Origin of the sequence: Shewanella sp. P1-14-1, assembly GCF_001401775.1 — a bacterium.
In the GTDB taxonomy this organism is placed as follows: Bacteria; Pseudomonadota; Gammaproteobacteria; order Enterobacterales; family Shewanellaceae; genus Shewanella; species Shewanella japonica.
The window spans coordinates 106,782-129,956 of sequence record NZ_LKTL01000001.1 but is presented as its reverse complement, the minus strand read 5'-3'; the positions used below and the strand labels follow the sequence as shown (position 1 = coordinate 129,956).

The following is a 23,175-nucleotide window of genomic DNA, read 5'->3' as shown; positions in this document are numbered from 1 at the left end:
ATGAATGGTATAGCATAATTCGACATATTATGTCGAATTAAACCTGCCATATCATGTGTAAATTGCCGAAGGGATCGAATAATAATGCTAATCGAAAGTAACTCTATTTTATCTGCCGAATTATCAGAAATTGCAGAACGTTACTGGTTGAGGTTAGGTAATTCTTCCCCCGAAGTCATTGATGCGTTATCAATCGACGAGCAAAAGGCATTAAAGACAGTCTTTGGTTTGAGTGACTACATTGCAGAACAATTGTGTCGCCACCCTGAATGGATAAGCTTGTTACTTGATGGCTTATTAACAGAAGTCGATAGGCAGGGCTTTGCGATTGAATTAGCAAATAAACTTGCTTCGATAAAGTCTGAAGATGAAGTTAAATCAATCCTGCGTCAATATCGTAATTTCCAGATGGTGAGATTAGCTTGGCGCGACTTTGGCAATTATTCAGCATTAGAAGAGTCATTACTGGATTTGTCTGCGTTAGCTGAAGCCCTCGTTATTGCCGCTAGAGATTGGCTATATCAAGAAATGTGTCAGCAGCTTGGTACACCGTCAGATGAACAAGGTAATCCTCAGCCATTATTAATTCTCGGTATGGGTAAACTTGGTGGGCGCGAGCTTAACTTTTCATCTGATATTGATTTAATTTTTACTTTTCCTGAGCATGGCGAGACTGTCGGAGGCCGTCGTGCCCAAGCTAATCAGCAGTTTTTCATACGTATGGGTCAGCGATTAGTTAACCTACTTGATCAAGTGACCGTTGATGGCTTTGTTTTTCGGGTTGATATGCGTCTGCGCCCATATGGTGAGAGTGGCCCATTAGTGGTGAGCTTTAGCGGTCTTGAAGATTATTACCAAGAACAAGGCCGAGATTGGGAAAGATATGCCATGGTCAAAGCCAGAGTATTAGGCCCATGGACTCAATTTAGCGATGACTTACATGACTTATTAAGACCCTTTATTTATCGACGTTACATCGATTTTTCAGCAATCGATTCATTACGTAAAATGAAGCAATTAATTGCGCAAGAAGTGCGCCGTCGTCAGCTTACCAATAATATAAAACTGGGGGCGGGCGGGATTCGAGAAGTGGAGTTCGTGGTGCAAAGCTTCCAGCTTATTCGAGGTGGAAGGGAGCCTGCACTGCGTCAGCAAAGCCTTTTTGGTGCTATTGATACGTTATATAACTTAGGTCAACTCGAGTACCTTGCCGTTGATGAACTCAAAAAGAGCTATATCTTACTGCGCCGAGTAGAAAACTTACTGCAAGCTATTGATGATAAGCAAACTCAGACATTGCCAGATAATGATGTCGACTGGCAGCGTTTATGTTTTGCGATGAACTGCGAAAATGAAACGGTGCTGCGTGCTGACATTGATAGAGCAATGCAACAAATTCATAGACACTTCAACGATACTGTTGGTGGCGATGATGCACATGAACAAACGGAACATTGGACTAGTCAATTATGGGTCATTGAAGATCCCGACAACGCCGCAGCGCTATTAGAAGAACACTTAGTGAACGATGCTAATTTTTGGCCGACATTAACTGAGTGGCGATCTATAACGGTTAAACGTTCAATTGGCCCAAGAGGAAGAGAGACCCTCGAAAAGCTGATGCCAAGATTATTGTCGGAGCTATTAGAGCATGCTTCACCTAGCGCGGCATTAACTGCCGTATCAGGGGTTTTAGAACAGATTTTAACCCGCACTACCTACCTTGAGTTATTGTGCGAAAACCCTGGTGCTCGACAGCAGTTAATTAGTTTATGTTGTGCTAGCCCATGGATTGCCCAAGAACTTGCCAATTTCCCAATGTTATTGGACGAGTTGATTGATCCTGCGCAATTATACGACACCACCTCTGTTGATGATTACCCTAGTGAGCTAAGACAATATTTGCTGCGGGTGCCAGAAGAAGATATGGAGCAGCAAATGGAAGCGTTGCGCCAGTTTAAGTTATCTCAACAATTAAAAATTGCAGCTGCGGATGTCACAGGTGTATTACCGGTAATGGAAGTCAGCGATCATCTGACTTTTTTAGCGGAAGCAATAATTGAACAAGTCGTATTGCAAGCATGGCACCAAGTGGCGAGTCGACATGGTGTTCCTGCTGGTACCAGCCCAGACAAAATGGGCTTTGCGGTAATTGGTTACGGAAAACTCGGTGGAATAGAGCTAGGGTACGGATCCGATCTGGATTTAGTGTTTCTGCGAAATAGCGTCAATACTGGTGAAACTGATGGCAAAAGACCCATAGGTATTGGCCATTTTTATTTGAAGCTTGCTCAACGAATTGTGCATTTGTTTGCAACACGTACGACATCGGGTGAATTATATGAAGTGGATATGCGTCTTCGACCTTCTGGTGCCTCTGGTTTATTAATTACTGAAGTTGAGCAATTTAAAGAGTACCAACAAGCTGAGGCGTGGAACTGGGAGCATCAAGCATTAGTTCGCTCCCGTTTTGTTTATGGTGATAATGCGTTGGCCGCCCGTTTTAGTGAGATTAGAACTGAGATTTTATCTAAACCACGTGATTTACCTGAGTTAGCTAAGCTGGTTCGGGATATGCGAATTAAAATGCGGGATCATCTATTAAAGGTAAGTCCTGATAAATTCGATTTAAAACAGAGTCCTGGCGGCATCGCTGATATTGAATTTATGGCGCAGTATTTGGTGCTAGCCCATGCTAGCAGCCATAAAGAGTTGGCTATTTGGTCTGATAACGTGCGTATCTTTCAAATGTTAGCTGAACTAGAAATGATCCCATTTATGACTGCGCAGCACTTAACGCAGACCTACTGCTGGCTAAGAGATGAAAACCATCGACTGACATTGCAACAGCAAAAAGGACAAATTGATGTTTCAGAGGCAGAAAAACACGTCGCTCAGGTGATTGATATTTATCAGCATATTTTGGGAGAAGCGGATTAATAATACGCTTAATACCAATATTGAAACCCGAAAGGCAATAATCGAATTCGCATATTCTAGTGGCTTTAACGTTGATATGGTTTGCTACATACTTGTTAGTTAGTCAATTCGTTCACCCTAACTAGTAAATTTAACCTATTGATTTATTGCCATATCTGCTATTTGATATTAACGTTAGTATATTGTGTTTAATATTGATTGGCAGGGATTATGCTTACCGCACCAATACCAGAAAATGACGCTGCGCGTTTAGCGACACTGCGAAATTTAAATGTGCTTGATACTGCCGCTGAAGAACGGTTTGACCGCATTACCCGCCTAGCAAAACGGTTATTTTCAGTTTCTATCTGTCTAGTCAGTTTAATTGATGAAAATCGACAATGGTTTAAATCCTGCCAAGGGTTAGTCGCGAATGAAACTCCTCGAGATATTTCATTTTGCGGTCATGCCATCCAATACTCTGAAGCATTCGTCATTACCGATGCCTCAAAAGATGCACGCTTCAGCGATAATCCTCTGGTTACTCAAGCGCCTCATATTCGTTTTTATGCAGGTCACCCACTGACAATGCCAAATGGGATGAGAGTCGGGACCTTATGCATTATTGATGATAAACCCAAAGAGCTAGATAAAGACGAGATGCTAGCGCTACAAGACCTTGCAGAGATGGTCGTATCAGAGCTGATTTCTATCCAGCAAACAACCCTAGATCAGCTGACAGGTATTTCCAACCGTCGTGGTTTTGAAGTGCTAGCAAAGCAAGCATTATCGACATGGGATCGCAATCATATTGATAGTTGCTTAGTGTTTTTCGATTTAGATTATTTCAAAGAAATTAATGATAATCATGGCCATGAAGCGGGCGATCGAGCCTTAAACCAGTTTGCTCAGCTGCTTACCTCAGAATTTCGCGATTCTGATGTGATCGCTCGTTTTGGTGGTGATGAATTTTTAGTATTGTTTAGTGAGTGCAGTAAGGGCCAGGTTGACGTCGCACTTGCTCGTTTTCAAACTGCATTGAACGCCCATAACTCACAGAGTGAAGACGTATTTGAGCTGGCTTACAGTGTGGGAGTTGCGACTCGACATGCTAATCAAAAACTTGATATTGCCGAGTATTTAGAAATTGCAGATCGAGAAATGTATCAAGTGAAATCCAAGCATCATCAACAACGTTGATTCAATTTGTTACACCTTAATCCCATATCATTGATGTTTTTTTGCTCTCTATCACTGTTCTTAATTGCGATTATTCTAGACTGATCTAACTATGAGTTCGTCTCGTATTCACCTCAATGGTGCAATCGTCGAGTCTGTTTATAGAAAGCATCATAGAGGTATCAATCAGGAGATGTAGCATGCGAAATGCAATCGATATTTATCAAGCGTTAAAGGTCTTTAATAAAATCGTTGAATGTGGTGAAAAGCATAAAGCTGAAAATGGCTACAACTCTCGCTATCATTTATGTGGACTGCAAGCTGAAACAGGCTTTGATGGTTACACAATAACGCTGAGTGATGGCAGAACTTCGCTGAATATCTACTTCCATAATAAATATCAATTTGATTACCCTGATAACGAAGCGTTTGAAAACTTTATGCGTCGCTTTGGTGATGTGATTAAACACACTGTGCAATAATCGACAGCATGAAACACCTTAGCTAGAGTTGTAATGCTTTATCAGTAAAATCATAAGTTACTGATAAAGCTTATTTGGTAGCTGGTTTGAGCCAGCGCTGCATTTCAACTAAGCGACTCACCGTTCTACGAAACTCAAATGATAAGGCGCCGCCTGAATACAGTTCTGTAATGGTCCATTCTGAGCAGACCGTTAACGATACGCGTTGATCGTAGAGTTCATCGACTAAACTAATAAACCGTTTAGCGGGATCGTCACTGGTTGCATATTCTAATTGACGCTCGCTAGTTTTATTACTTTCAGCCCCATCTTCCGTACCACGTGCTTTTATCCAAGTTCTAATTTCACCTCCAAGTTGGGGCACTTCATCAATAATCACATGCTTAAATAAGCCTGCGAGCTCGATATAGTCTAAAGCAGATCGAGGCCCGTCACACAGTTGATCAAATTTAAACCAAATTACTTGATTCACTTTAGCTTGAAAAGCAATTGTACGATGACATATTTCGATATAGCTATGTGTTTCACAAACCGCGGCTTGATGGGGATAATGCTGTCCTGCAATAGTGACAAAATCTTGGTGACTCATGTGCTTTGTTAACTGTATTTGTTGTTCAAGCGAACGGTCAGATTGCGCAGCTATTCGATGGTCAGTGGCGCCAGTTAAGTTAATTTCGTCTACATTAGTTTGTAAAATATCAATAAAAGGTAAAAATCGCTCACGCTGCAATCCACCTTCATATAAACGGCTAATTTCAATATTGGAGGTGGCGACTAAGATGACTCCATGAGCAAAAAGGTGTTCGAACAACCTAGCAAGAATAATTGCATCTGCAATATCATTGACAGAAAACTCATCAAAACAAATGACTTGATATTGAGCCGCATAATGACGAGCAATATGCACTAAAGGATCGGCAATCCCTTTTGTGAGATTGAGTTCTTGATGCACCATAGCCATAAAGCGATGAAAATGTAATCTAAGCTTATTTTGCTGTTTAAGATGATTAAAAAATAAATCCATCAAAAATGTTTTACCACGACCAACATCCCCCCAAAGGTAAACACCTTTGGCAACTTGCTGCTGAAGACTTGTATCACCGAGTTCTGCTACTTCTTCATTAACATTCACATTATGTTGGAGTTGAATAAATAGCTCGTTGAGGGCAAGTAGCGCTGTATGCTGTTCAGCATCATCGTGTAATCGCAATTGAGATGATTGAGATTGTGCTATTTTGCTTTGATAGAGTTCTAATAACGTTGTCACGCCAAGACCATATTGATTGGTTTATGAGTCACAATATATCAATTAAAAACAAGCTCAAGTATTTAAGGGAAATATAACTAGCGCTATGTGTGAGCCGTCGAGTTGAAAACAACTTGAAGTAGTTTGCTACCCTTATAGGCATACCCATGGTTCAGGCTTCATTACTATCTTGTCTATATCGAGCGAAATAAGACGAGAATAAGAAAGTACTAAAACCAATCGGCTGCTAAAACGCGATCAACTTCGTAAACCCCGTTAGTACGTCAGACATCTATATAAGCGACTAACCTAAATTACACTTGTGTAAAGACGTAAGAAAGCTGTCCACGGCTAGAAACATTTGTTTTCTTGAAAATGTTTTGAATGTGCATTTTGACTGTATTAATCGAAATACTTAAGTTTGCTGCAATTTGCTCATTAGATAAGCCTTGGCAAACCAAAGACAGCACTTGCTGTTCTTTTTTGGTGGTTAATGACAGTAGTTCAGTTTGGCGTTGTGTAATAGGTTGGCGGTTTCTTGATTGAATATAATGAGACATCGCATCATGACTGAAATACAATTTATTGTTGTCCAGATTCTTAAAGGCTTCGATGATCTCAATAATCGATGCATCAAAAGACAGTCCACCATGAAACCCATTTGCGATGAGCAAACTTTCAGTGTCAGAGGTCAATTGAGGGCAAAAAGCCAAATGTTTGCCGTCTGCAAGTAATTCTGCCGATAAGTTAGGGATGTGTAATTTGGGATCACTGACATAGTGCAGTAGAATTTTTTTGTGGTGCTCTGCTTGTTGCCACTGGAGGTTAAGCGGGTCGTGGCTAATGGTATTACACTTTAAAAGTTCAGTAATCTGGCAAAGCTGTTGGGTCAAACTTTCAGGTATTTCACCTAAAAAAATATCCGATACAATCATGTCACATCCTTGTTTATAAAACTCGACTATTGAAAATCCTTAACAATAGGTTCGTGAATAATAATTATTCTTAATCACAGTGTCCAGCAATAAGTGATGAGTTAGCAATTTAATTGATCCGAAATGTTTACAAGGTGAATTTTATGTAAATGCAATGTTATTTGTTGTTTTTAATTAGTTAGTTTACTATAAGTCGAAAATTTATAATAAAAGGATACTGCTGGGTATGAATAACAAAGGAAATGGGGTGACTTTTATCGGTCCCGAGACTTCATTGGATGGAGAAATGACGGTAAAAGGACCTGCTTTGATCGCTGGTCAAGTCAAAGGTGTTATTCGTTCAACAGACCAAGTTAAAATTGAAGTAGGTGGCGAAATTGACGGTGAACTTTACTGTCAAGAGTTACGTGTTTGTGGTGTTTTCAAAGGAAAATTACACTGTAACAGTCTCGTTATCGTAAGCTCTGGTGTGGTTGAAGGTGATGTTTCGAGTCATAAAATGGAAATTTATGATGGTGGTCAATTCTTAGGTGCAAGAACTAAAGGCCCTGAGCAAGGTGTATTACCTGAGCTAGCAGCTGATGAACAGCCTGTTGCTCCTTATTCTCAACCTTTTAATGATGAGCCGGCTTACGCATCCCCAAAGCCTGAAGCGCCTATTGCAGAGGCGCCGATAGCTCAGGCTGCAAAAGTGAGTAATGTTAACGTAATGGCCGAGCCTATTACTAACGTTGCTGTTGACACTCCTAAAGTAAAAACTGAAATAAAGCCTGATGTAACGCCTGAGATTAAGCCAGAGTTTGTCGCTGATGAAATGACAGTTAAGACCGAAGTCAAGTCAGAAAAACCGGCTCAAGCACAAGAGATTCGTACTCCTGCACCATTAAATAGCGTGCCAGAAAGCGAACCAATGCCAGCGCCTAAGCCGATGTCAAAACTTGAGATTAAGCCACAACCAAATCCTCAAGCTCAGTTAGCGGCAAAAGCAGCAGCAGAAAAAGCGCAACAAAAGAAATCAGGTGCGACTAAATTTGTTGTTGCCGGTGTGGTATTAGCTGCAGCCGCAGCTGGTGCAGTAGTTATAAAGCCTGAACTAGGCGAAGCCGTGATGGCGAAAATTAATTCAACGACGAACACGCAATCAGCAAAATCTGAACCAGCAGTAGAAGATGCAAGTATTGCCAACGTTGAAACTACTACAGCAGTTGAAGTTATTGATGCTGAAACAGCCCTCGCTGAGCTAGATCAAGCTGCAGCAGCTAAAGCCGTTGAAGCTGAAGCGGCGACAGAGCTTGTTGCAGACGTTAGCGAAACGTCTTCTGACAGTGTTGATGAGTCTATCAATGAGACTTTGGCTGATGAACAAGCTGATTTATTAGCAGAACTAGAAGGCGTTGACAGTGAATTGACTGCCGACATCAATACAGAAGCTGATGATATTGTCGAAAGTGCTGCAGCGTCAGTTGAAGATGACAAAACAAAAGTTGATAGCCTACTTGCTGATTTATTAGCAGAAGAGCGAGCTGACTCTACAGAAGCGGCTGAAGCGACTGAAGAAGCAACGACAACAGCGGGTAATTTATAAGCCTTAAAGCTTAATTTTACATGTTTAAAGGCCCTCATTTGAGGGTCTTTTTTATGCCTGAAACCCAGTGTGATACCACTCGGCGCAACGCTTTTTTTCCTCAGATTTTGACAACATACCAACTTCTTTAGCCCATCCTTTGATCTATCGTTGTTTTGATTTTTATCCGTAAGTTTACTTTTCTTCTTGGAGTTTCAATTGTTATTGAGTGCTTATTTCTATTAGAACACGAATGAATTAATAGCTCTTTTGAGTCAATTTTGGAGACGAGAAGGATGCGCTAATCTTGTGCGCACCGAAATAGCGCTGCACTTATATGGTGCGAAAGTTTGAGGTTATTGAATGCAATAAATTAAATATTTCAACAAAAACATTATCTTACAAGTTTGGCCTAATGATTGAATTGTTATTGCAAACAAATTTATAACAATCACACTTTTGGAGGTCGAGATGAAACTCGTCAGCGCTATCATCAAGCCGTTTAAATTGGATGATGTCCGAGAAGCAATTGCAGGAATGGGCATTGAGGGAATGACTGTTACTGAAGTTAAAGGCTTTGGACGTCAAAAAGGTCACACAGAACTTTATCGTGGCGCAGAATATCAAGTTGATTTTCTTCCTAAAGTAAAATTAGAAATTGCGACAAAATCTGAAAATTTAGACATGTTAATTGAAGCTATCACAACAGCAGCTCACACCGGCAAGATTGGTGACGGCAAAATTTTCGTAACTGATCTTGAACAAGCAATCCGTATTCGTACGGGTGAGCTTGATAACGAAGCATTATAAGGGGGCTGAAATGGAAGAGTTAGCAGCGTTAGGAACAACAGTAACAGAATTACGATTTGCACTAGATACATTCTACTTTTTGATTTCAGGTGCGTTAGTGATGTGGATGGCAGCAGGTTTTGCCATGCTTGAAGCGGGTTTAGTTCGTTCAAAGAACACCACTGAAATTTTAACTAAAAACGTTTGTTTATATTCAATTGCCTGTGTCATGTACCTACTTGTCGGTTACAACATTATGTATGTTGATAATGTTGAAGCGGGTTGGTTACCTTCATTTGGTTCATTAATAGGGTCACAATCAGCCGATGCGGATCACGCACTTGAGTCAGATTTCTTCTTCCAAGTTGTGTTTGTCGCTACTGCAATGTCGATTGTGTCTGGTGCTGTTGCTGAGCGTATGAAGCTATGGTCATTTTTACTTTTCTCAGTGGTATTAACAGGTGTTATTTACCCAATTGAAGGATACTGGACATGGGGTGGTGGTTTCATTTCTGCTGCTGGTTTTGTTGATTTTGCTGGTAGTGGTATCGTGCACATGGCTGGTGCAGCAGCAGCGATTGCTGGCGTACTGTTACTTGGGGCTCGTAAAGGGAAATATGGCGCGAATGGCGCAGTAAACCCAATTCCTGGTTCAAACTTACCAATGGCGACATTAGGTATGTTTATCCTATGGATGGGGTGGTTTGGTTTTAACGGTGGTTCTCAGTTATTAGTATCAGATGCTGAAAATGCATCAGCAGTAGCAAAAATCTTTGTTAACACAAACTCTGCAGCCGCATTTGGTGCAGTATCAGCACTCATTGTTTGTAAAATTGTTTGGGGTAAAGCTGATTTAACCATGATTTTAAATGGTGCACTAGCTGGTTTAGTAGCTATTACCGCTGACCCATTATCACCTTCATTATTGATGTCTGCAGTTATCGGTGTCGTTGCTGGTGGTGTGGTTATTTTCTCAATTGTTGGTTTTGACCGCATTAAAATCGATGACCCAGTAGGTGCAATTTCAGTGCATGGTGTATGTGGTTTCCTAGGCTTAATGCTAGTGCCATTATCAAATGCTGATGCAAGCTTTGGCTCGCAGTTATTTGGTGCTGCAGCAATCTTCACTTGGGTATTTGCCGCTTCATTTGCTGTTTGGTTTGTCCTTAAAGCAACTGTTGGTATTCGTGTTACTGAAGAAGAAGAGTATAACGGTATGGATGCATCAGACTGTGGTGTTGATGCATACCCAGAGTTTGTATCGATTAAATCAGCGGGTTAATAACTAAAAAATCGTTTATAAAATCGTGTATAAAAGCAGAGCTATTTAGCTCTGCTTTTTTGTTATACTGATGAAATACCAATGCTCTTATTTGAATAGGTCTCACTATGGCTAAGTCACTTAGGTTAACGCTTCTTATTAGTGTTATAGCACTTGCGGGAATAACGATGAGTACGCTAAGTCATGCGGGTAAAGTTGTGGTTCGTAAATCATCTGAACCTTTTGATGCCTTTGCCGTTAGAGATGCGGTTCAGCAAGACCATCAGTGGCAAGAAATGCTACGTATGCAACAACAAATTCAAATCCTTCAAGCGTTGCCTTTAGGGTGCCTCGCAGTCGCTGTTCCATACCCTTATTATAATTGTGCAGGCAGTATGTACCGACCTTATATGCATCAAAATCAGGAGTTATTTATTCAAATTGACCCGCCTAAAATACCACAAGTAAAGTAATTACTATCTTCTTGGTAATGTGCTTCGCTATGTTCTTAGCGATATACATTGCCCTGTTTACTCCGTTTCTGTTGATTGTTGCTGAACAGCCTTAACCTTATTGAAAATATTTTTTGTCACATTTATATATCTCAATTTTCGTACATGCATCTATGCTTAATAAAGGTGTTTTGTACGGAGCATAAATATGTTTCAAAAATATGAAAATAACAAAAAAAATAATAATGCAATTTTACCTCGCAATAATATACAGCTAAGCCTTTGTTTGGCATTGCTATTACCTCTCTTTCTTTTTGGCTGCTCTAGCACTCAACCCCATCAAAGTTCAGCCAATGCCACGGAGTTGTTTAATGACAGCTATTTCACACCAACGGCAATACCAGCAACAGAAACAATCTATGAGTTACCTGAGGGCATGGTTAATGAGATTAAGAAAGCGTATGCCCGCTCAGGTGGAGTTGTTGGAAATAAAAAGCCGGTTAATGTTTGGCTTGCTGAGTACATTGATGCAGAAAATGGTGGATTTGAATATCGTGATCATTATACGCGAATGGCCAGCGTTACCGCACAAGAACGAGCAGGCAATTGCATGTCTTTAGTTGTGCTGTCCACTGCAATAGCTGAGGCATTAAATGTCCCTGTTAAGTATCAAGACATAGATGTCGAGCCTATTTGGGATAGACGTGGCGGTTTTTATCTTGTTAATGGTCATGTGAATATGAAGCTGCTCCATCGAGACGACATCAACTCATACAGCTTTAGAGGGTCTGAAATTTTAGTCGACTTTTTACCTGAGCGTTCAATTAGAGCCTATAGAATAAAGCAGATAAACAAGCAGACTTTATCGAGTATGTACTTCAATAACGTTGCAGCAGAAGCATTAGTTAAAAACGAGTATGACTTAGCTTATGCACTATCTAAAAGAGCGATAGAATTAGATCCATATTATGTAAATAGCATTAATACCTTAGCTGTGATTTATCGCCATAAAGGTTTAAACAAACTCGCAGAGCAAGCGTATCGGCATGTATTACAGCTTGAGCCTGAGAACATTACGACTTTATATAACTTAGCCTTGATATTAGGTGAACAAAACAGATTAGATGAATGGCAACAAGTACATAAAGTATTGGAGCTTGCACGGATTAAAAACCCTTTCTACTACTTTGATATGGCGCAACAAGCTTATTTTGAAAAGCAGTATCAAGAGGCGCTAGTCTGGTATAAGCGCGCGGTTGAAAGAGCCGACTATCGACATGAGTTTTATTTTGGCCTGTCTCGCGCTTACTGGGCGACAGGTGATGAGAGGCGTGCGAAAAAGAATATGAAAAAAGCACTGGATTTGAGTATTGATGAAGTAAACCAACATCGCTACAAAGGCAAGTTGCAAGCTATGATGCGCCATTAGTCCGATAGCCCAGCAAATAAGTGTGAAAAACAAAAGCCTCGTCGTGGCTCATTATAAAACCATGCTCAACGTGTGTTGCTCATGGTTTTTTCGTTTATGACTTTGAGCACGCTGTGCGATATTAACTCAATCTAGCTAAATAAGGGCAAATAATAAAAATTTCATATTCATTCAACTAAACCGAACTTAATGAATTTATTATATATTTTATTTTTGTTTATCTAAACTTATTGATTAACAGTCATTTAAATACATAAAACTGATAAAACCATAGATTGAACGAATTATTGTGTGGTACTGTTTGAATTATAGAGCTGATCGCTATGCTTTACTGCCAATGTTAAACGTTGGCATAAATAAACTGTTTGCTGGAGTTGTATAAACTATGTATTACCAAAATGATGACGTTAGAATTGATGAAATAAAAGAACTATTGCCTCCAATTGCCATTTTAGAGCGATTTCCAGCATCAGAAACTGCATCAGCAACAGTCTTTAACGCACGTGATGGCATTCACCGTATTTTAAACAGACAAGATGATCGTCTACTTGTCGTCATAGGCCCTTGCTCTATCCACGACCCTGTTGCCGCGTTGGATTATGGTAAGCGCTTATTAGCATTACGTGAAAAATATAAAGATCAGCTTGAAATCGTGATGCGAGTGTATTTTGAAAAGCCACGTACAACTGTTGGTTGGAAAGGTTTAATTAATGATCCTTACATGGACAATAGCTTTAAATTAAATGATGGTTTACGTACTGCACGTAAACTTCTCGTTGATTTAAACGAAGCTGGTATTCCTACCGCGGGTGAGTTCCTCGATATGATTACACCACAATATGTGGCGGATATGATGTGTTGGGGTGCAATTGGAGCTCGTACTACTGAGTCTCAAGTTCACCGTGAGTTAGCATCGGGTTTATCAAGCCCTGTCGGGTTTAAAAATGGTACTGACGGCACAATTAAAGTCGCTATCGACGCTATTGGGGCAGCAAGTGCACCTCATCACTTTTTATCAGTGACCAAGTTTGGTCACTCAGCCATTGTATCGACAAAAGGTAATCCTGACTGTCATATCATTCTTCGAGGCGGTAAAGAGCCAAACTACAGTCAAACTCATGTAGCAGCGATTGAAAGCCAACTAGAGAAAGCCAAGCTTGCAGCTAATATTATGATTGATTTTAGTCACGCTAATAGCAGTAAGGATTTTAAAAAGCAGATGTTAGTGGCAGAGGATGTGGCTAATCAGATTAGTGCGGGCAATCAGAATATTTTTGGTGTGATGGTTGAAAGTAATATCGAAGAAGGTCGCCAAGATTTAGTTGTTGGTAAAGCGCTTTGTTACGGTCAAAGTATTACTGATGCTTGTATTGGCTGGGACGATACCGAAAGCTTATTAGAGACACTTAGCCAAAGCGTACAAAAACGTCGCAGCTAATTAAGTGCACTCATTTGATAAATAAGGCGCTGAGAGGCGCCTTATTTATTGGTATTTGCTAAATATTCGTTTGCTTTAGCTAGGCTTCCAAATGCCGAGATGAGGTTGTTTCTTCCTTTGTCTTGTAGCTCAGGGTTACCTGATTCGATCATCATCCATACCCAAGTTTGTATTAGTTGTAATGGTGGGTGCTGAACTTTTGTTGCGTCTAACATGTTACTTCCTTTGAGCTGGGAAAAAATGTTAATGGCTGGTAATAAATGCCAAAAAGAATCAAATAAAGAGTACCAAATTCTTTTTCGTTTCAGAACTAGAAACAAGCCAAAATTAGCTAAATCTGCGTTTTTTTCTAAAAAAATAGTCTTTTAGACTAGTCAAAAAAAGCAAAAGTAATTCTAAAGTATTATTTATCGGATATCTTACCGATATAATGCGGCAAAATCATGCAATTTTTATCGTGCTTTTTTGATTTTAAATAAGCTATGTAAAGCCGTTATAGTGTTAACGTTATGTAGAACTTAATGTCTTGCTTAACTGAAATTGTTGCATTGTGCTTGTATTCCCTCCCTATGGTGAAATTTAATGAGACCCTCTTTATATTTTGATGGCCCTGTTGGCAAACTTAACTGGAAAGTTGTGGGGCTATTGTGGCCTTACTTATTTGAGTTCAAAGGGCGTATTTTTCTGGCAATGTTATGTCTTGTTGTTGCCAAACTTGCCAGTGTGGGCCTACCGTTTATTTTAAAAGATTTGGTTGATAGCTTAGATGCTCAAAAAACGGCAACAATCGTGGCCGTGCCTATTGCTTTGGTGTTGGCTTATGGCTCGGTTAGGTTTCTTAATGTCATCATTGGTGAAATTCGAGATACGTTATTTGGCCGAGTCACTGAACGTGCAATTCGGCGCCTAGGTTTAGCGGTATTTGAGCATCTGCATCGTCTTGACTTGGATTTCCATTTAGATAGGCGGACTGGTGGATTGTCTCGGGACATAGAGCGTGGCACCAGTGGTGTTAGCTTTTTGATGCGCTTTATGGTGTTCAATATTGTTCCGACCTTGCTAGAAATCAGTCTGGTCATCATTATCTTTTTTATTAACTATGGAATCGGTTTTGCGTTAATCACTTTGATTTCGGTCGTTGCGTATATTGGCTATTCAATAGTGGCGACTGAGTGGCGTACCGGTTTTGTTCGTGATGCTGCCAATGCAGATTCATTATCCAATACACGGGCAGTTGATAGTTTACTTAACTATGAAACGGTTAAGTATTTCAATAATGAGCGCTATGAATCACAGCGTTACGATGAAGCATTGGATCAATGGGAAGTCGCCAAACGTAAAAACAGGTTATCGCTATTTGCTTTAAACGCTGGCCAAGCACTGATAATTGCGGTCGCGATGACAGCTATGATGGGGCTTGCTGCCTATGAAGTGACTGAAGGCAATATGACATTAGGTGATTTCGTATTAATTAACGCATTTATGATGCAGCTGTTTATCCCACTTAATTTCTTAGGTTTTGTTTATCGAGAGATTCGAGGTGCACTAGCCAATATTGAGCGAATGTTTTCTTTGTTAGATAAAGTACCAGCCATCCAAGATATTCCGTCAGCGTCTAATGTGACGCCTACTCAAGGTGAACTAGCGTTTAATCATATTTGCTTTAACTATGATGAGCGGCCGATCCTAAAAGATGTCAGTTTTAGCATTCCAGCAGGTCAAAAAGTGGCAGTTGTAGGAGAAAGTGGCGCGGGTAAATCTACCCTTATAAAGCTGTTATTTCGATTTTATGACGTTGATAGTGGCTTAATAACCATTGATGGGCAAGATATTAGACAGTTAACTCAGCAGGCGCTGCGTCAATCAATCGCCATCGTGCCACAAGATACTGTGCTGTTTAATGACACCATCTATAACAATATTCTTTATGGCCAGCCAACAGCAACTGATGAAGCGCTCAAAGAGGCGGTACACTTGGCTAATCTGACTGATTTCATCGAGTCATTACCCCAAAAATGGCAAACTAAAGTTGGGGAGAGAGGCTTGAAGTTATCAGGCGGTGAGAAACAAAGAGTCTCCATTGCCCGAGCTATTCTAAAAGCAGCCCCCATTTTAGTGTTTGATGAAGCAACGTCATCACTAGATAGCCAATCTGAACAAGCCATTTTATCTGCCCTAAAAGTGGCGGCAAAAGGGCACACCAGTTTGGTGGTCGCTCATAGGTTATCTACGATTGTTGATGCTGATAAAATCGTGGTGTTAAGTGAAGGTCGAATTGCAGAACAGGGGACGCATAAAGCGTTATTATCGCAAAATGGTGTGTATGCAAAGTTATGGCGAATCCAAAATGAGCAAACTATCACACATTGATCGCATGCTTGTGTGTGTTTTCTCTCTTTGAAAGTGCAGTTTTTGTGTATAATTAACTTTAATTGCCTGGAAAGGATTGAGATCGTTTAGGTAAATAGGGAATTATCGGGTAATTAAGCCTAAGTATGGAGGTCGTTAGTGCAAAACATTTCTTTAATAGCAGCCCTAGAGGGGACACAACATAAAGTGACCACCGATTGGTTTGCGATTATGGCTACGCTTGAAAAGCGAGAAATGAACCAAGATGAACTGCAGGCTGTTTATGATGAACTATGTGCAGGATTAATTGTGACAACCCGTGGACTGACATTAGCTAAAATTAATGACAATGAAAGCGAAGACAGTTTATTAAAAGCGGATGATAGCGCAGCCGATATCTTAGTGTAATGGCACTTTATGCCTTAATGAAAGGCAAAGTGAATGGTATTTATCCAATAAAAAAGCAATCATAATGATTGCTTTTTTATTGGATAAACTGAGTCGGTTAGCTGTTTTTAGACCAACTGTTACACACCATTTTTATTATTGCATCGCTAGTATTTAATTCCGTTAGACGAGTAATCTTGCCATGATCGAAGCAGACTTTTTCACCTTCGATTTCTGAAAGGCGCTCACAATTGGTACAAGTTAATGACATTGCTTTATGGGTATCATTATGTGCCATGATTGAATTTGTCTCTTTCAAATCTATATCCCTTCGCCAATATGCTTAACGTGATTAAAAGTGTGGTTTAAGTCACAATTTTATACTTAATCTAAAGATAGTTCAAAGTATTACCTTGTCAATATATTAGCAATTGGTCTAATAGTTTTTTCTAATGAGTGGCAATGCTGATTAAGTTTATCATTCTACAGTGATTATGCTATTAGGTTACGACTTAGTTTGCGATCAATGTACTCAATACTGTTGATAAAATTTGTCCAATGACACCGATATACCGCTCTCTGTGACAATTCTGGCGTGGTGCCGTGTTAACTGTCTTGCTTCACTTACTCCACATGAATGGGCAATAATTTTCAAGTCATGATGCAAAGATCGATTATAATTCGCCACCCTTGCAGATTTGTTATGGGGATCTAACCCTTGTTGAAGATGCTTATTATGGGTAGTGATGCCGGTTGGACAAGTATCTTTATTACACTGTAAAGCTTGTATGCAGCCTAGTGCGAACATATTTCCCCGTGCAGAGGCAATAAAATCGGCACCTGTCGCCAAGGCCCACGCAACCTGAGAGGGCAATATCATTTTGCCGCTAGCAATCACTTTGATTCGTTGCTTCAATCCTTTTTGTTTAAATAGATTGATGACTATAGGTAAGCTTTCTTTAATCGGTAAGCCGACATGATCCATTAATGCTTGAGGCGCGGCGCCTGTTCCGCCTTCAGCGCTATCAAGGGTAAAAAAGTCTGGTGCACTCTCAATGCCTCGGTGTTTTATTTCTTCACATAAATCGATTAACCACTGTTCATCACCAAGCACAGCTTTTATGCCTGTGGGCTTTCCTGTGATGTCACGAACATGGCAAATCATGTCAATAATATCCACGACGCTATTAAACTCAGCATGGCCATTTGGACTAATGGAATCTTGCCCTACCGGGATCCCTCTGATAGCTGCAATTTCTTCAGTGACTTTAACGCCAGGTAAAATGCCGCCTTTACCAGGTTTTGCACCTTGGCTTAGTTTAATCTCAAACATTTTGACATTGTCATGGGCTGCAATGTTACAGAGCTTGTCGTCATCAAGTTTTCCTTGCTCATCACGTACGCCATATTTAGCAGTACCGATTTGAAACACTAAATCACAGTTGCCTTTAAGGTGATGCTCGCTTAAGCCTCCTTCGCCAGTATTAAGCCAGCAACCAGCTTGTGCTGCACCATGGGATAATGCTGTCACGGCAGGGCGAGATAATGCACCAAAACTCATCGCAGAAATGTGGCAAACTGTTGCTGTCCTATACGGGGTTTTACAGTGCTCACCTACAGTAATAATGCTGTCTTGATGTTCATCTGAATCATATTTAGGAAATGCGGCATTAAGAAACATTACCGTGCCAGTTTTGTCGTGCACTTGGGTTGAGCCGAATGAGATGGTGCGATCGACATCTTTTGCAGCGCGATATACCCAGCTACGCTCAGCACGATTGAAGGGCAACTCTTCTCTATCTTGAGCAAAAAAGTATTGCCTAAAAAACTCACCTTGTTTCTCAAACAAATATCTAAATCGACCTATTACGGGGTAATTGTGACGAATAGCTTGTTTAGTCTGCAATTTATCTGCGATGTACATATAAATCACTGAGATAAATAAAATGGCAATACAGGCGAGAAATAACCCTGTAAATATCTCTAATCCGACGATAAACCAATGTGGCTGCATTTTTGTTCCTTAAAAATGATCGATTGATATTGAGTAGATAACAGTTATTAGTGATTGATATTCGCTAAATTGTTTATTTTTTGACTATCATCATTATGAATGAAGGTCGGTTTTTGTTCTAGGTAATTTAAAGGTACCGATAGCGACAAATGGAAATAATAACTCGCCACCATAAAGCTGCAGGTTTTTTGGTCGATAAACTCGCAAGCGTTTTTCGTTTTATCACATCATTTTTGACATCGGTATACCAAAGGTTGATACCCATTGTAAAAGTGATTATGAGGATACACTGATGGAAATTTATAACCCAACGCAGCTAAATGCTCAGGCTGCTAAAAATCAACAGCCTAGTGATGGTGCTAAAGATATTCCCAGCAACAACGATGTCTCTGGGAGTAAAGCATCAATCAGCGAGATAAGTAGAGATTTAAAAAATAGCAGTATTTTGGCTGCGCAAGAAAAAGTGAGTATTCAATCTGGCGATAAATCCATGGCACTTCTTTATCGAGCAGCTATTGATTCAATTAACAGTGAATTGGCTCCAACCTTAGGCGAAAATGTCATTCAAAAAAATGCTGAAAATGAAGTGGATTATTCGCCAGAAGCCACTGCAGAGCGTATAGTCAGTTTTGCGACTAACTTTTTTTCGGTGCACCAGCAGCAAAACAGTGGCATGGAGTTTAATGAGCAATTAGATAGCTTTATGGACATTATTTCTGGTGCAATTGATCAAGGTTTTAGTGAGGCCACTGAGATTTTAACTGGTCTGAATGTATTTGAAGGTGACATTGAAGCTGGCGTGGATAAAACCTATAGCTTGATACAAGCTGGGCTTGAAACCTTCAAGCAAGATACGGCAAAACAAGCGGACGTAGAAAGCGAGCAACTAACATAGAATTAGCGCATAAAGTTAGCGAATTGACATAGAGAACTGATTTTCTAAGGAACAGCTTATGTGGACAACAGGTACTGTTATTGAACGTATTGAATGGAACGATAAATTGTTTTCGTTACGCATCGAAGCCGATGTTGAGCCATTTATAGCTGGGCAATTTATCAAGCTCAGCCAAATTCGGGATGAAAAACGTATCGCAAGAGCTTATTCACTGGTCAATCCGCCAGGAAAACCTTACATCGAAGTGCTTGCCGTCGCAGTTGAAGATGGTCAGTTATCGCCAGATTTACAAGCATTAAAAGTAGGAGAGCAAATCGAAGTCAGCACCAAAGCGGCAGGCTTTATGACGCTTGAAGAAATTCCCACAGGGGCAATACAAGGACCGCATCTTTGGTTTTTGGCAACAGGTACTGCAGTAGGGCCTTTCATTTCAATGATGGAAACTGATGAGCCATGGCAACGATTTGAAAAAGTGGTGCTGGTTTATGGCGTTCGGTTAATCGAAGATTTAGCTTATTTACCGCAAATTAAGGCGTTACAACAAAAGTACCCGCAGCAATTTATTTTTATACCGTCAGTGACACGAGAGCATTATCCCGAGGGGTTGTCGTGTCGAATTCCCGATGGCCTACAAAGTGGGTTAATTGAACAAACAGCAGGCATCGCGCTTAGTGCCGATAACTCTCAAGTGTTAATTTGTGGTAATCCTGAAATGATTGTGGATGCGCAATCAACGTTAACTGAAAAAGGATTAGTTAAGAACTTACGCCGAGCTCCTGGGCAAATTACGGTAGAGAAATACTGGTAAGACGCAGTGGTAGCCTGCGTTGATAACGGTTATTTCCCGCTCACTATTAGAGGCTGTATTTATCCTTAATACAGCCTTCAAAAATCCTTGTGTTACTCACTAATCAACTTACTTATTCCAAATAATACAGTCAGTAATCTTTAAAGAATACTTGCTCAAAAAGCGCCGATCTATTATCCTTTCCGCAATTGATAATTATTATCATTTCCATAGGTAATAACCTAATGCTACATAAGTAATATCTTAATTACTGGTTAAGAAAAGTGCTTAAATCAGGTTTTTGCAATAATAAAAAGCGCCGTAAGGGCAAGGAGAAGTTGGAATGAAATCGTTAAAGAGTTTTGCGCTGTTAGGTCTTGCAGCTGTATCTTCAATGGGTTCTATCGCAGCACAAGCAGCAGATGATCTTACTGTATATTCTTATCGACAAGCGTTTCTTGTTGAGCCGATTTTAGAACAATTTACTAAAGACACTGGCATTAAGGTCAACGTCGTATTTGCTAAAGATGGCATTGCTGAGCGTATTGCCCGTGAAGGTCGTCTTTCTCCTGCTGATGTTGTTCTTACATCAGATTTTTCACGTTTAATGGAATTGGTTGAAAAAGATTTGGTTGTTGACGTTAAAAGCGATACGTTAAGCAGCAATATCCCTGAGCAATATCGTTCTCCAGACAATGACTGGTATGCGTTAACCATGCGTGTTCGTAATGTTTACTCTTCAAAAGAGCGTGTGGGTAAGCTGGATCTAAACTATGAAGATTTAGCATCAGAACAGTACAAAGGTAAGATTTGTACTCGTAGTTTCAAGCATCCTTATAATATTGCGCTAGTTGCTTCAATGATTGCTCACCATGGTGAAGCTGAAACTAAGACTTGGCTTGAAGGCGTAAAAGCTAATCTAGCACGTAAACCTCAAGGAAATGACCGCGCACAAGTGAAAGCGGTTAAAGAAGGCTTATGTGATGTGGCCATTGGTAACAGTTATTACTTTGGTAAAATGTTGACAGATCCTAAGCAAAAGAGCTGGGCTGATGCGGTTTACATCAACTTCCCGAATCAAAAGAATCGCGGTTCACACATCAATGTTTCAGGTATGGCTCTCGCTAAGTTTGCACCGAACAAAGATAATGCTATAAAATTAATGGAATTTTTATCATCTGATGTTGCGCAAAAATCTTATGCAGAAGTGAACATGGAATATCCAGTAAAAGCGGATGTTGCACCTTCTGAAATGGTTGCATCTTGGGGAAGTTTTAAAGCTGATGACCTTCCGATTTACAAGCTAGCAGAAAATCATCAAGCAGCAGTTAAACTACTTGATGAAGTTAAATTTGACCTATAAGAATGCAGCATTTCACCGCATAGTCATTATGCGGTGCTAACTGGAATGTATTTATGATTTTAGGCTTAACCAGAAGCTGGTCGCTCACTGGTTATGCGATTGCGGCAATATTAATATTGCCGCTTTTTGCACTTATAGTACAAGCAACAATTCCTGACGAAGCAGTATTTAGTCATTTATTTGATACTGTTTTACCAACCTATATCAGCAATAGCTTGTTACTCATGCTACAGGTTTGCATCGGCTCTTTGGTCATTGCTGTGCCTGCGGCTTGGCTCGTAGCACGTTGTGACTTTCCTGGACGGCGCTATTTCCAATGGGCGCTACTGCTACCTTTAGCAATGCCTGCCTATATCGTCGCGTATGTTTATACCGACATGCTTGATTATGCTGGGCCTGTGCAACGTATGCTAAGGCAAGTCTTTGGTTGGTCATCCCCACAAGATTATTACTTCCCCGATATTCGTACGCTAACAGGCGCAGCTATCATGCTGTCTTTAGTGTTATTTCCGTATATTTACCTGTTGGCCCGTACAGCCTTTATGGAGCAATCGTCTAGCTTATTACATGCCTCTCGCATTATGGGTTGTAATCCATGGCAAAGCTTTTGGCGCTTAGGTTTACCCATGGCAAGGCCAGCCTTAGCGGTGGGAATGGCGCTAGTGGCAATGGAAACCGCTGCTGATTTTGCCACGGTAAGTTACTTTGCTGTGCCGACATTAACGACTGCGGTTTATGATACTTGGCTTGGCTATGGCAGTTTATCTGCCGCAGCAAAACTCTCGGCAATCATGTTGTTGGTGATTTTTGCCATGGTAGGGGTAGAGCGCTTTGCTCGCCGTAAACAAGAGTTATTTCAAAAGCAATCAAAACTGACAGAGTCAGACCGTTATTATTTAACAGGCTTTAAAGCTTGGAGCTCATTTGCTTACTGCGCTTTATTGATTGTATTGGCATTTTTATTACCTTTTATGGTGCTTGCAGGCTATGCAATCGACTACTTTGACGAAAGCTGGAATAGCCGCTTTTGGCAATACAGTTTTAATAGTTTATATATCGCAGCCGTAGTGAGTTTTATCTGTGTTGTACTGGCATTAATTATGATGTTTGTTCGCCGTGTTAGCCCACGTAAAAGTGATTTGCTACCCTCACGATTAAGCAGCACGGGTTATGCAATACCTGGCACGGTACTGGCAATTGGCGTTTTGGTTCCACTGACTTATCTCGATTTTGCTATTAATGATGTTTATGCCTACTTTGATAGCAGAGGACCAGGCTTATTATTTACGGGCAGTGTCATTGCGCTTATCTTTGCTTTTTGCGTTCGCTTTGTGGCGATTTCAATTGGCAGTATCGAAAATAGCTATAAGCGAATGTCTCCTTCGTTAGATATGGCAAGTATTACTATGGGGCAAACCCCAAGACAGCTGCTATGGCGTGTGCATTTACCTTTGTTACGTAAAGGCATATTTGCAGGAGCACTGTTAGTATTTATTGAAAGCATGAAAGAGCTGCCAGCAGCGTTACTATTGCGTCCTATCGGTTTTGAAAACCTTGCGACTCATGTTTTTCAGTTTGTTTCTGATGAGCAACTAGAGCATGGTGCTTTGGCTGCAATTGTCATCGTAATCGTTGGACTTATCCCATTGATTTACCTTAATCGTTCGCTGGAGCAAGAGAGCTAAT

Annotated in this window: 20 protein-coding genes; 15 read left to right on the top strand and 5 right to left on the bottom strand. The window is 40.4% G+C overall.

What is annotated here, in order from left to right; all coding sequences use genetic code 11:
- Positions 1–78: 78 nt before the first annotated feature.
- The 3 genes from glnE (at position 79) to AN944_RS00505 (ending at position 4,580) form a co-directional block, all read left to right on the top strand.
- A complete protein-coding gene (glnE, locus tag AN944_RS00515) occupies positions 79–2,940 on the top strand; it encodes a bifunctional [glutamate--ammonia ligase]-adenylyl-L-tyrosine phosphorylase/[glutamate--ammonia-ligase] adenylyltransferase (protein ID WP_055022622.1) in 2,862 nt (953 codons plus the stop codon).
- A 210-nt stretch (positions 2,941–3,150) separates the two neighbouring features.
- Positions 3,151–4,119, top strand: coding sequence for a sensor domain-containing diguanylate cyclase (locus AN944_RS00510; RefSeq protein WP_055022621.1), 969 nt, complete (start codon positions 3,151–3,153; stop codon positions 4,117–4,119).
- Between the two features lie 179 nt (positions 4,120–4,298).
- Positions 4,299–4,580, top strand: a complete 282-nt coding sequence (locus AN944_RS00505; protein WP_055022620.1) for a DUF3081 family protein — start codon at positions 4,299–4,301, stop codon at positions 4,578–4,580.
- Between the two features lie 70 nt (positions 4,581–4,650).
- Here AN944_RS00505 and zapE read toward each other — a convergent pair whose 3' ends face one another.
- Together zapE and AN944_RS00495 are read right to left on the bottom strand one after the other, a co-directional pair.
- Positions 4,651–5,847, bottom strand: coding sequence for a cell division protein ZapE (gene zapE / locus AN944_RS00500; RefSeq protein WP_144430105.1), 1,197 nt, complete (start codon positions 5,845–5,847; stop codon positions 4,651–4,653).
- Between the two features lie 293 nt (positions 5,848–6,140).
- Positions 6,141–6,761, bottom strand: a complete 621-nt coding sequence (locus tag AN944_RS00495) for a response regulator transcription factor (protein WP_055022619.1) — start codon at positions 6,759–6,761, stop codon at positions 6,141–6,143.
- Positions 6,762–6,987: 226 nt separating this feature from the next.
- On the opposite strand from AN944_RS00495, the gene AN944_RS21330 reads away from it, so the two are divergent.
- From AN944_RS21330 to aroG, 6 genes are all read left to right on the top strand, one after another.
- Entirely contained in the window at positions 6,988–8,346 is a 1,359-nt protein-coding gene (locus AN944_RS21330; RefSeq protein WP_082419821.1) for a polymer-forming cytoskeletal protein, read from the top strand.
- Positions 8,347–8,796: 450 nt separating this feature from the next.
- A complete protein-coding gene (locus tag AN944_RS00485) occupies positions 8,797–9,135 on the top strand; it encodes a P-II family nitrogen regulator (protein WP_055022618.1) in 339 nt (112 codons plus the stop codon).
- Positions 9,136–9,145: 10 nt separating this feature from the next.
- Positions 9,146–10,396 carry an ammonium transporter gene (locus tag AN944_RS00480; protein WP_055022617.1) on the top strand — a complete coding sequence of 417 codons (1,251 nt, stop codon included), beginning with the start codon at positions 9,146–9,148 and terminating at the stop codon, positions 10,394–10,396.
- A 167-nt stretch (positions 10,397–10,563) separates the two neighbouring features.
- Complete coding sequence (locus tag AN944_RS00475; RefSeq protein WP_144430104.1) at positions 10,564–10,848, top strand: hypothetical protein; 285 nt, start codon at positions 10,564–10,566, stop codon at positions 10,846–10,848.
- 187 nt (positions 10,849–11,035) lie between these two features.
- Entirely contained in the window at positions 11,036–12,256 is a 1,221-nt protein-coding gene (locus tag AN944_RS00470) for a lipopolysaccharide assembly protein LapB (RefSeq protein ID WP_055022615.1), read from the top strand.
- A gap of 385 nt (positions 12,257–12,641) precedes the next feature.
- Positions 12,642–13,694 carry a 3-deoxy-7-phosphoheptulonate synthase AroG gene (gene aroG / locus AN944_RS00465; protein WP_055022614.1) on the top strand — a complete coding sequence of 351 codons (1,053 nt, stop codon included), beginning with the start codon at positions 12,642–12,644 and terminating at the stop codon, positions 13,692–13,694.
- A 41-nt stretch (positions 13,695–13,735) separates the two neighbouring features.
- On the opposite strand, the gene AN944_RS21750 is transcribed toward aroG, so the two are convergent.
- Positions 13,736–13,909: a hypothetical protein gene (locus tag AN944_RS21750; protein WP_119967651.1), complete on the bottom strand. Its 174-nt coding sequence runs from the start codon at positions 13,907–13,909 to the stop codon at positions 13,736–13,738.
- Between the two features lie 367 nt (positions 13,910–14,276).
- Here AN944_RS21750 and AN944_RS00460 point away from each other — a divergent pair, with 367 nt between their 5' ends.
- Positions 14,277–16,064, top strand: coding sequence for an ABC transporter ATP-binding protein/permease (locus AN944_RS00460; protein WP_055022613.1), 1,788 nt, complete (start codon positions 14,277–14,279; stop codon positions 16,062–16,064).
- A gap of 138 nt (positions 16,065–16,202) precedes the next feature.
- Positions 16,203–16,451 (top strand): hypothetical protein, encoded by a 249-nt coding sequence (locus tag AN944_RS00455; RefSeq protein WP_055022612.1) that lies wholly within the window; start codon positions 16,203–16,205, stop codon positions 16,449–16,451.
- 97 nt (positions 16,452–16,548) lie between these two features.
- Here AN944_RS00455 and AN944_RS00450 read toward each other — a convergent pair whose 3' ends face one another.
- Both AN944_RS00450 and AN944_RS00445 read right to left on the bottom strand, forming a co-directional pair.
- Positions 16,549–16,749, bottom strand: coding sequence for a hypothetical protein (locus AN944_RS00450; RefSeq protein WP_231919181.1), 201 nt, complete (start codon positions 16,747–16,749; stop codon positions 16,549–16,551).
- A gap of 213 nt (positions 16,750–16,962) precedes the next feature.
- Entirely contained in the window at positions 16,963–18,444 is a 1,482-nt protein-coding gene (locus AN944_RS00445; RefSeq protein WP_055022610.1) for an FMN-binding glutamate synthase family protein, read from the bottom strand.
- A gap of 292 nt (positions 18,445–18,736) precedes the next feature.
- Between AN944_RS00445 and AN944_RS00440 the strand changes: the two genes are divergently transcribed.
- The 4 genes from AN944_RS00440 (at position 18,737) to AN944_RS00425 (ending at position 23,174) form a co-directional block, all read left to right on the top strand.
- Positions 18,737–19,339 carry a DUF5610 domain-containing protein gene (locus tag AN944_RS00440; RefSeq protein ID WP_055022609.1) on the top strand — a complete coding sequence of 201 codons (603 nt, stop codon included), beginning with the start codon at positions 18,737–18,739 and terminating at the stop codon, positions 19,337–19,339.
- Between the two features lie 58 nt (positions 19,340–19,397).
- Positions 19,398–20,147, top strand: a complete 750-nt coding sequence (locus AN944_RS00435) for a ferredoxin--NADP reductase (RefSeq protein ID WP_055022608.1) — start codon at positions 19,398–19,400, stop codon at positions 20,145–20,147.
- A gap of 322 nt (positions 20,148–20,469) precedes the next feature.
- Complete coding sequence (locus AN944_RS00430) at positions 20,470–21,489, top strand: Fe(3+) ABC transporter substrate-binding protein (RefSeq protein ID WP_055022607.1); 1,020 nt, start codon at positions 20,470–20,472, stop codon at positions 21,487–21,489.
- A 53-nt stretch (positions 21,490–21,542) separates the two neighbouring features.
- The gene (locus AN944_RS00425) at positions 21,543–23,174 is read left to right on the top strand and encodes an iron ABC transporter permease (RefSeq protein ID WP_055022606.1); all 1,632 of its coding nucleotides are present in this window, start codon (positions 21,543–21,545) and stop codon (positions 23,172–23,174) included.
- Position 23,175: the final 1 nt, after the last annotated feature.

Coding starts and splice junctions, on each gene's coding strand:
- AN944_RS00510 (WP_055022621.1), top strand. CDS start 3,151: ATGCTTACCGCACCAATACCAGAAAATGACGCTGCGCGTTTAGCGACA.
- AN944_RS00505 (WP_055022620.1), top strand. CDS start 4,299: ATGCGAAATGCAATCGATATTTATCAAGCGTTAAAGGTCTTTAATAAA.
- AN944_RS00495 (WP_055022619.1), bottom strand. CDS start 6,761: ATGATTGTATCGGATATTTTTTTAGGTGAAATACCTGAAAGTTTGACC.
- AN944_RS21330 (WP_082419821.1), top strand. CDS start 6,988: ATGAATAACAAAGGAAATGGGGTGACTTTTATCGGTCCCGAGACTTCA.
- AN944_RS00485 (WP_055022618.1), top strand. CDS start 8,797: ATGAAACTCGTCAGCGCTATCATCAAGCCGTTTAAATTGGATGATGTC.
- AN944_RS00480 (WP_055022617.1), top strand. CDS start 9,146: ATGGAAGAGTTAGCAGCGTTAGGAACAACAGTAACAGAATTACGATTT.
- AN944_RS00475 (WP_144430104.1), top strand. CDS start 10,564: ATGAGTACGCTAAGTCATGCGGGTAAAGTTGTGGTTCGTAAATCATCT.
- AN944_RS00470 (WP_055022615.1), top strand. CDS start 11,036: ATGTTTCAAAAATATGAAAATAACAAAAAAAATAATAATGCAATTTTA.
- aroG (WP_055022614.1), top strand. CDS start 12,642: ATGTATTACCAAAATGATGACGTTAGAATTGATGAAATAAAAGAACTA.
- AN944_RS21750 (WP_119967651.1), bottom strand. CDS start 13,909: ATGTTAGACGCAACAAAAGTTCAGCACCCACCATTACAACTAATACAA.
- AN944_RS00460 (WP_055022613.1), top strand. CDS start 14,277: ATGAGACCCTCTTTATATTTTGATGGCCCTGTTGGCAAACTTAACTGG.
- AN944_RS00445 (WP_055022610.1), bottom strand. CDS start 18,444: ATGCAGCCACATTGGTTTATCGTCGGATTAGAGATATTTACAGGGTTA.
- AN944_RS00440 (WP_055022609.1), top strand. CDS start 18,737: ATGGAAATTTATAACCCAACGCAGCTAAATGCTCAGGCTGCTAAAAAT.
- AN944_RS00435 (WP_055022608.1), top strand. CDS start 19,398: ATGTGGACAACAGGTACTGTTATTGAACGTATTGAATGGAACGATAAA.
- AN944_RS00430 (WP_055022607.1), top strand. CDS start 20,470: ATGAAATCGTTAAAGAGTTTTGCGCTGTTAGGTCTTGCAGCTGTATCT.
- AN944_RS00425 (WP_055022606.1), top strand. CDS start 21,543: ATGATTTTAGGCTTAACCAGAAGCTGGTCGCTCACTGGTTATGCGATT.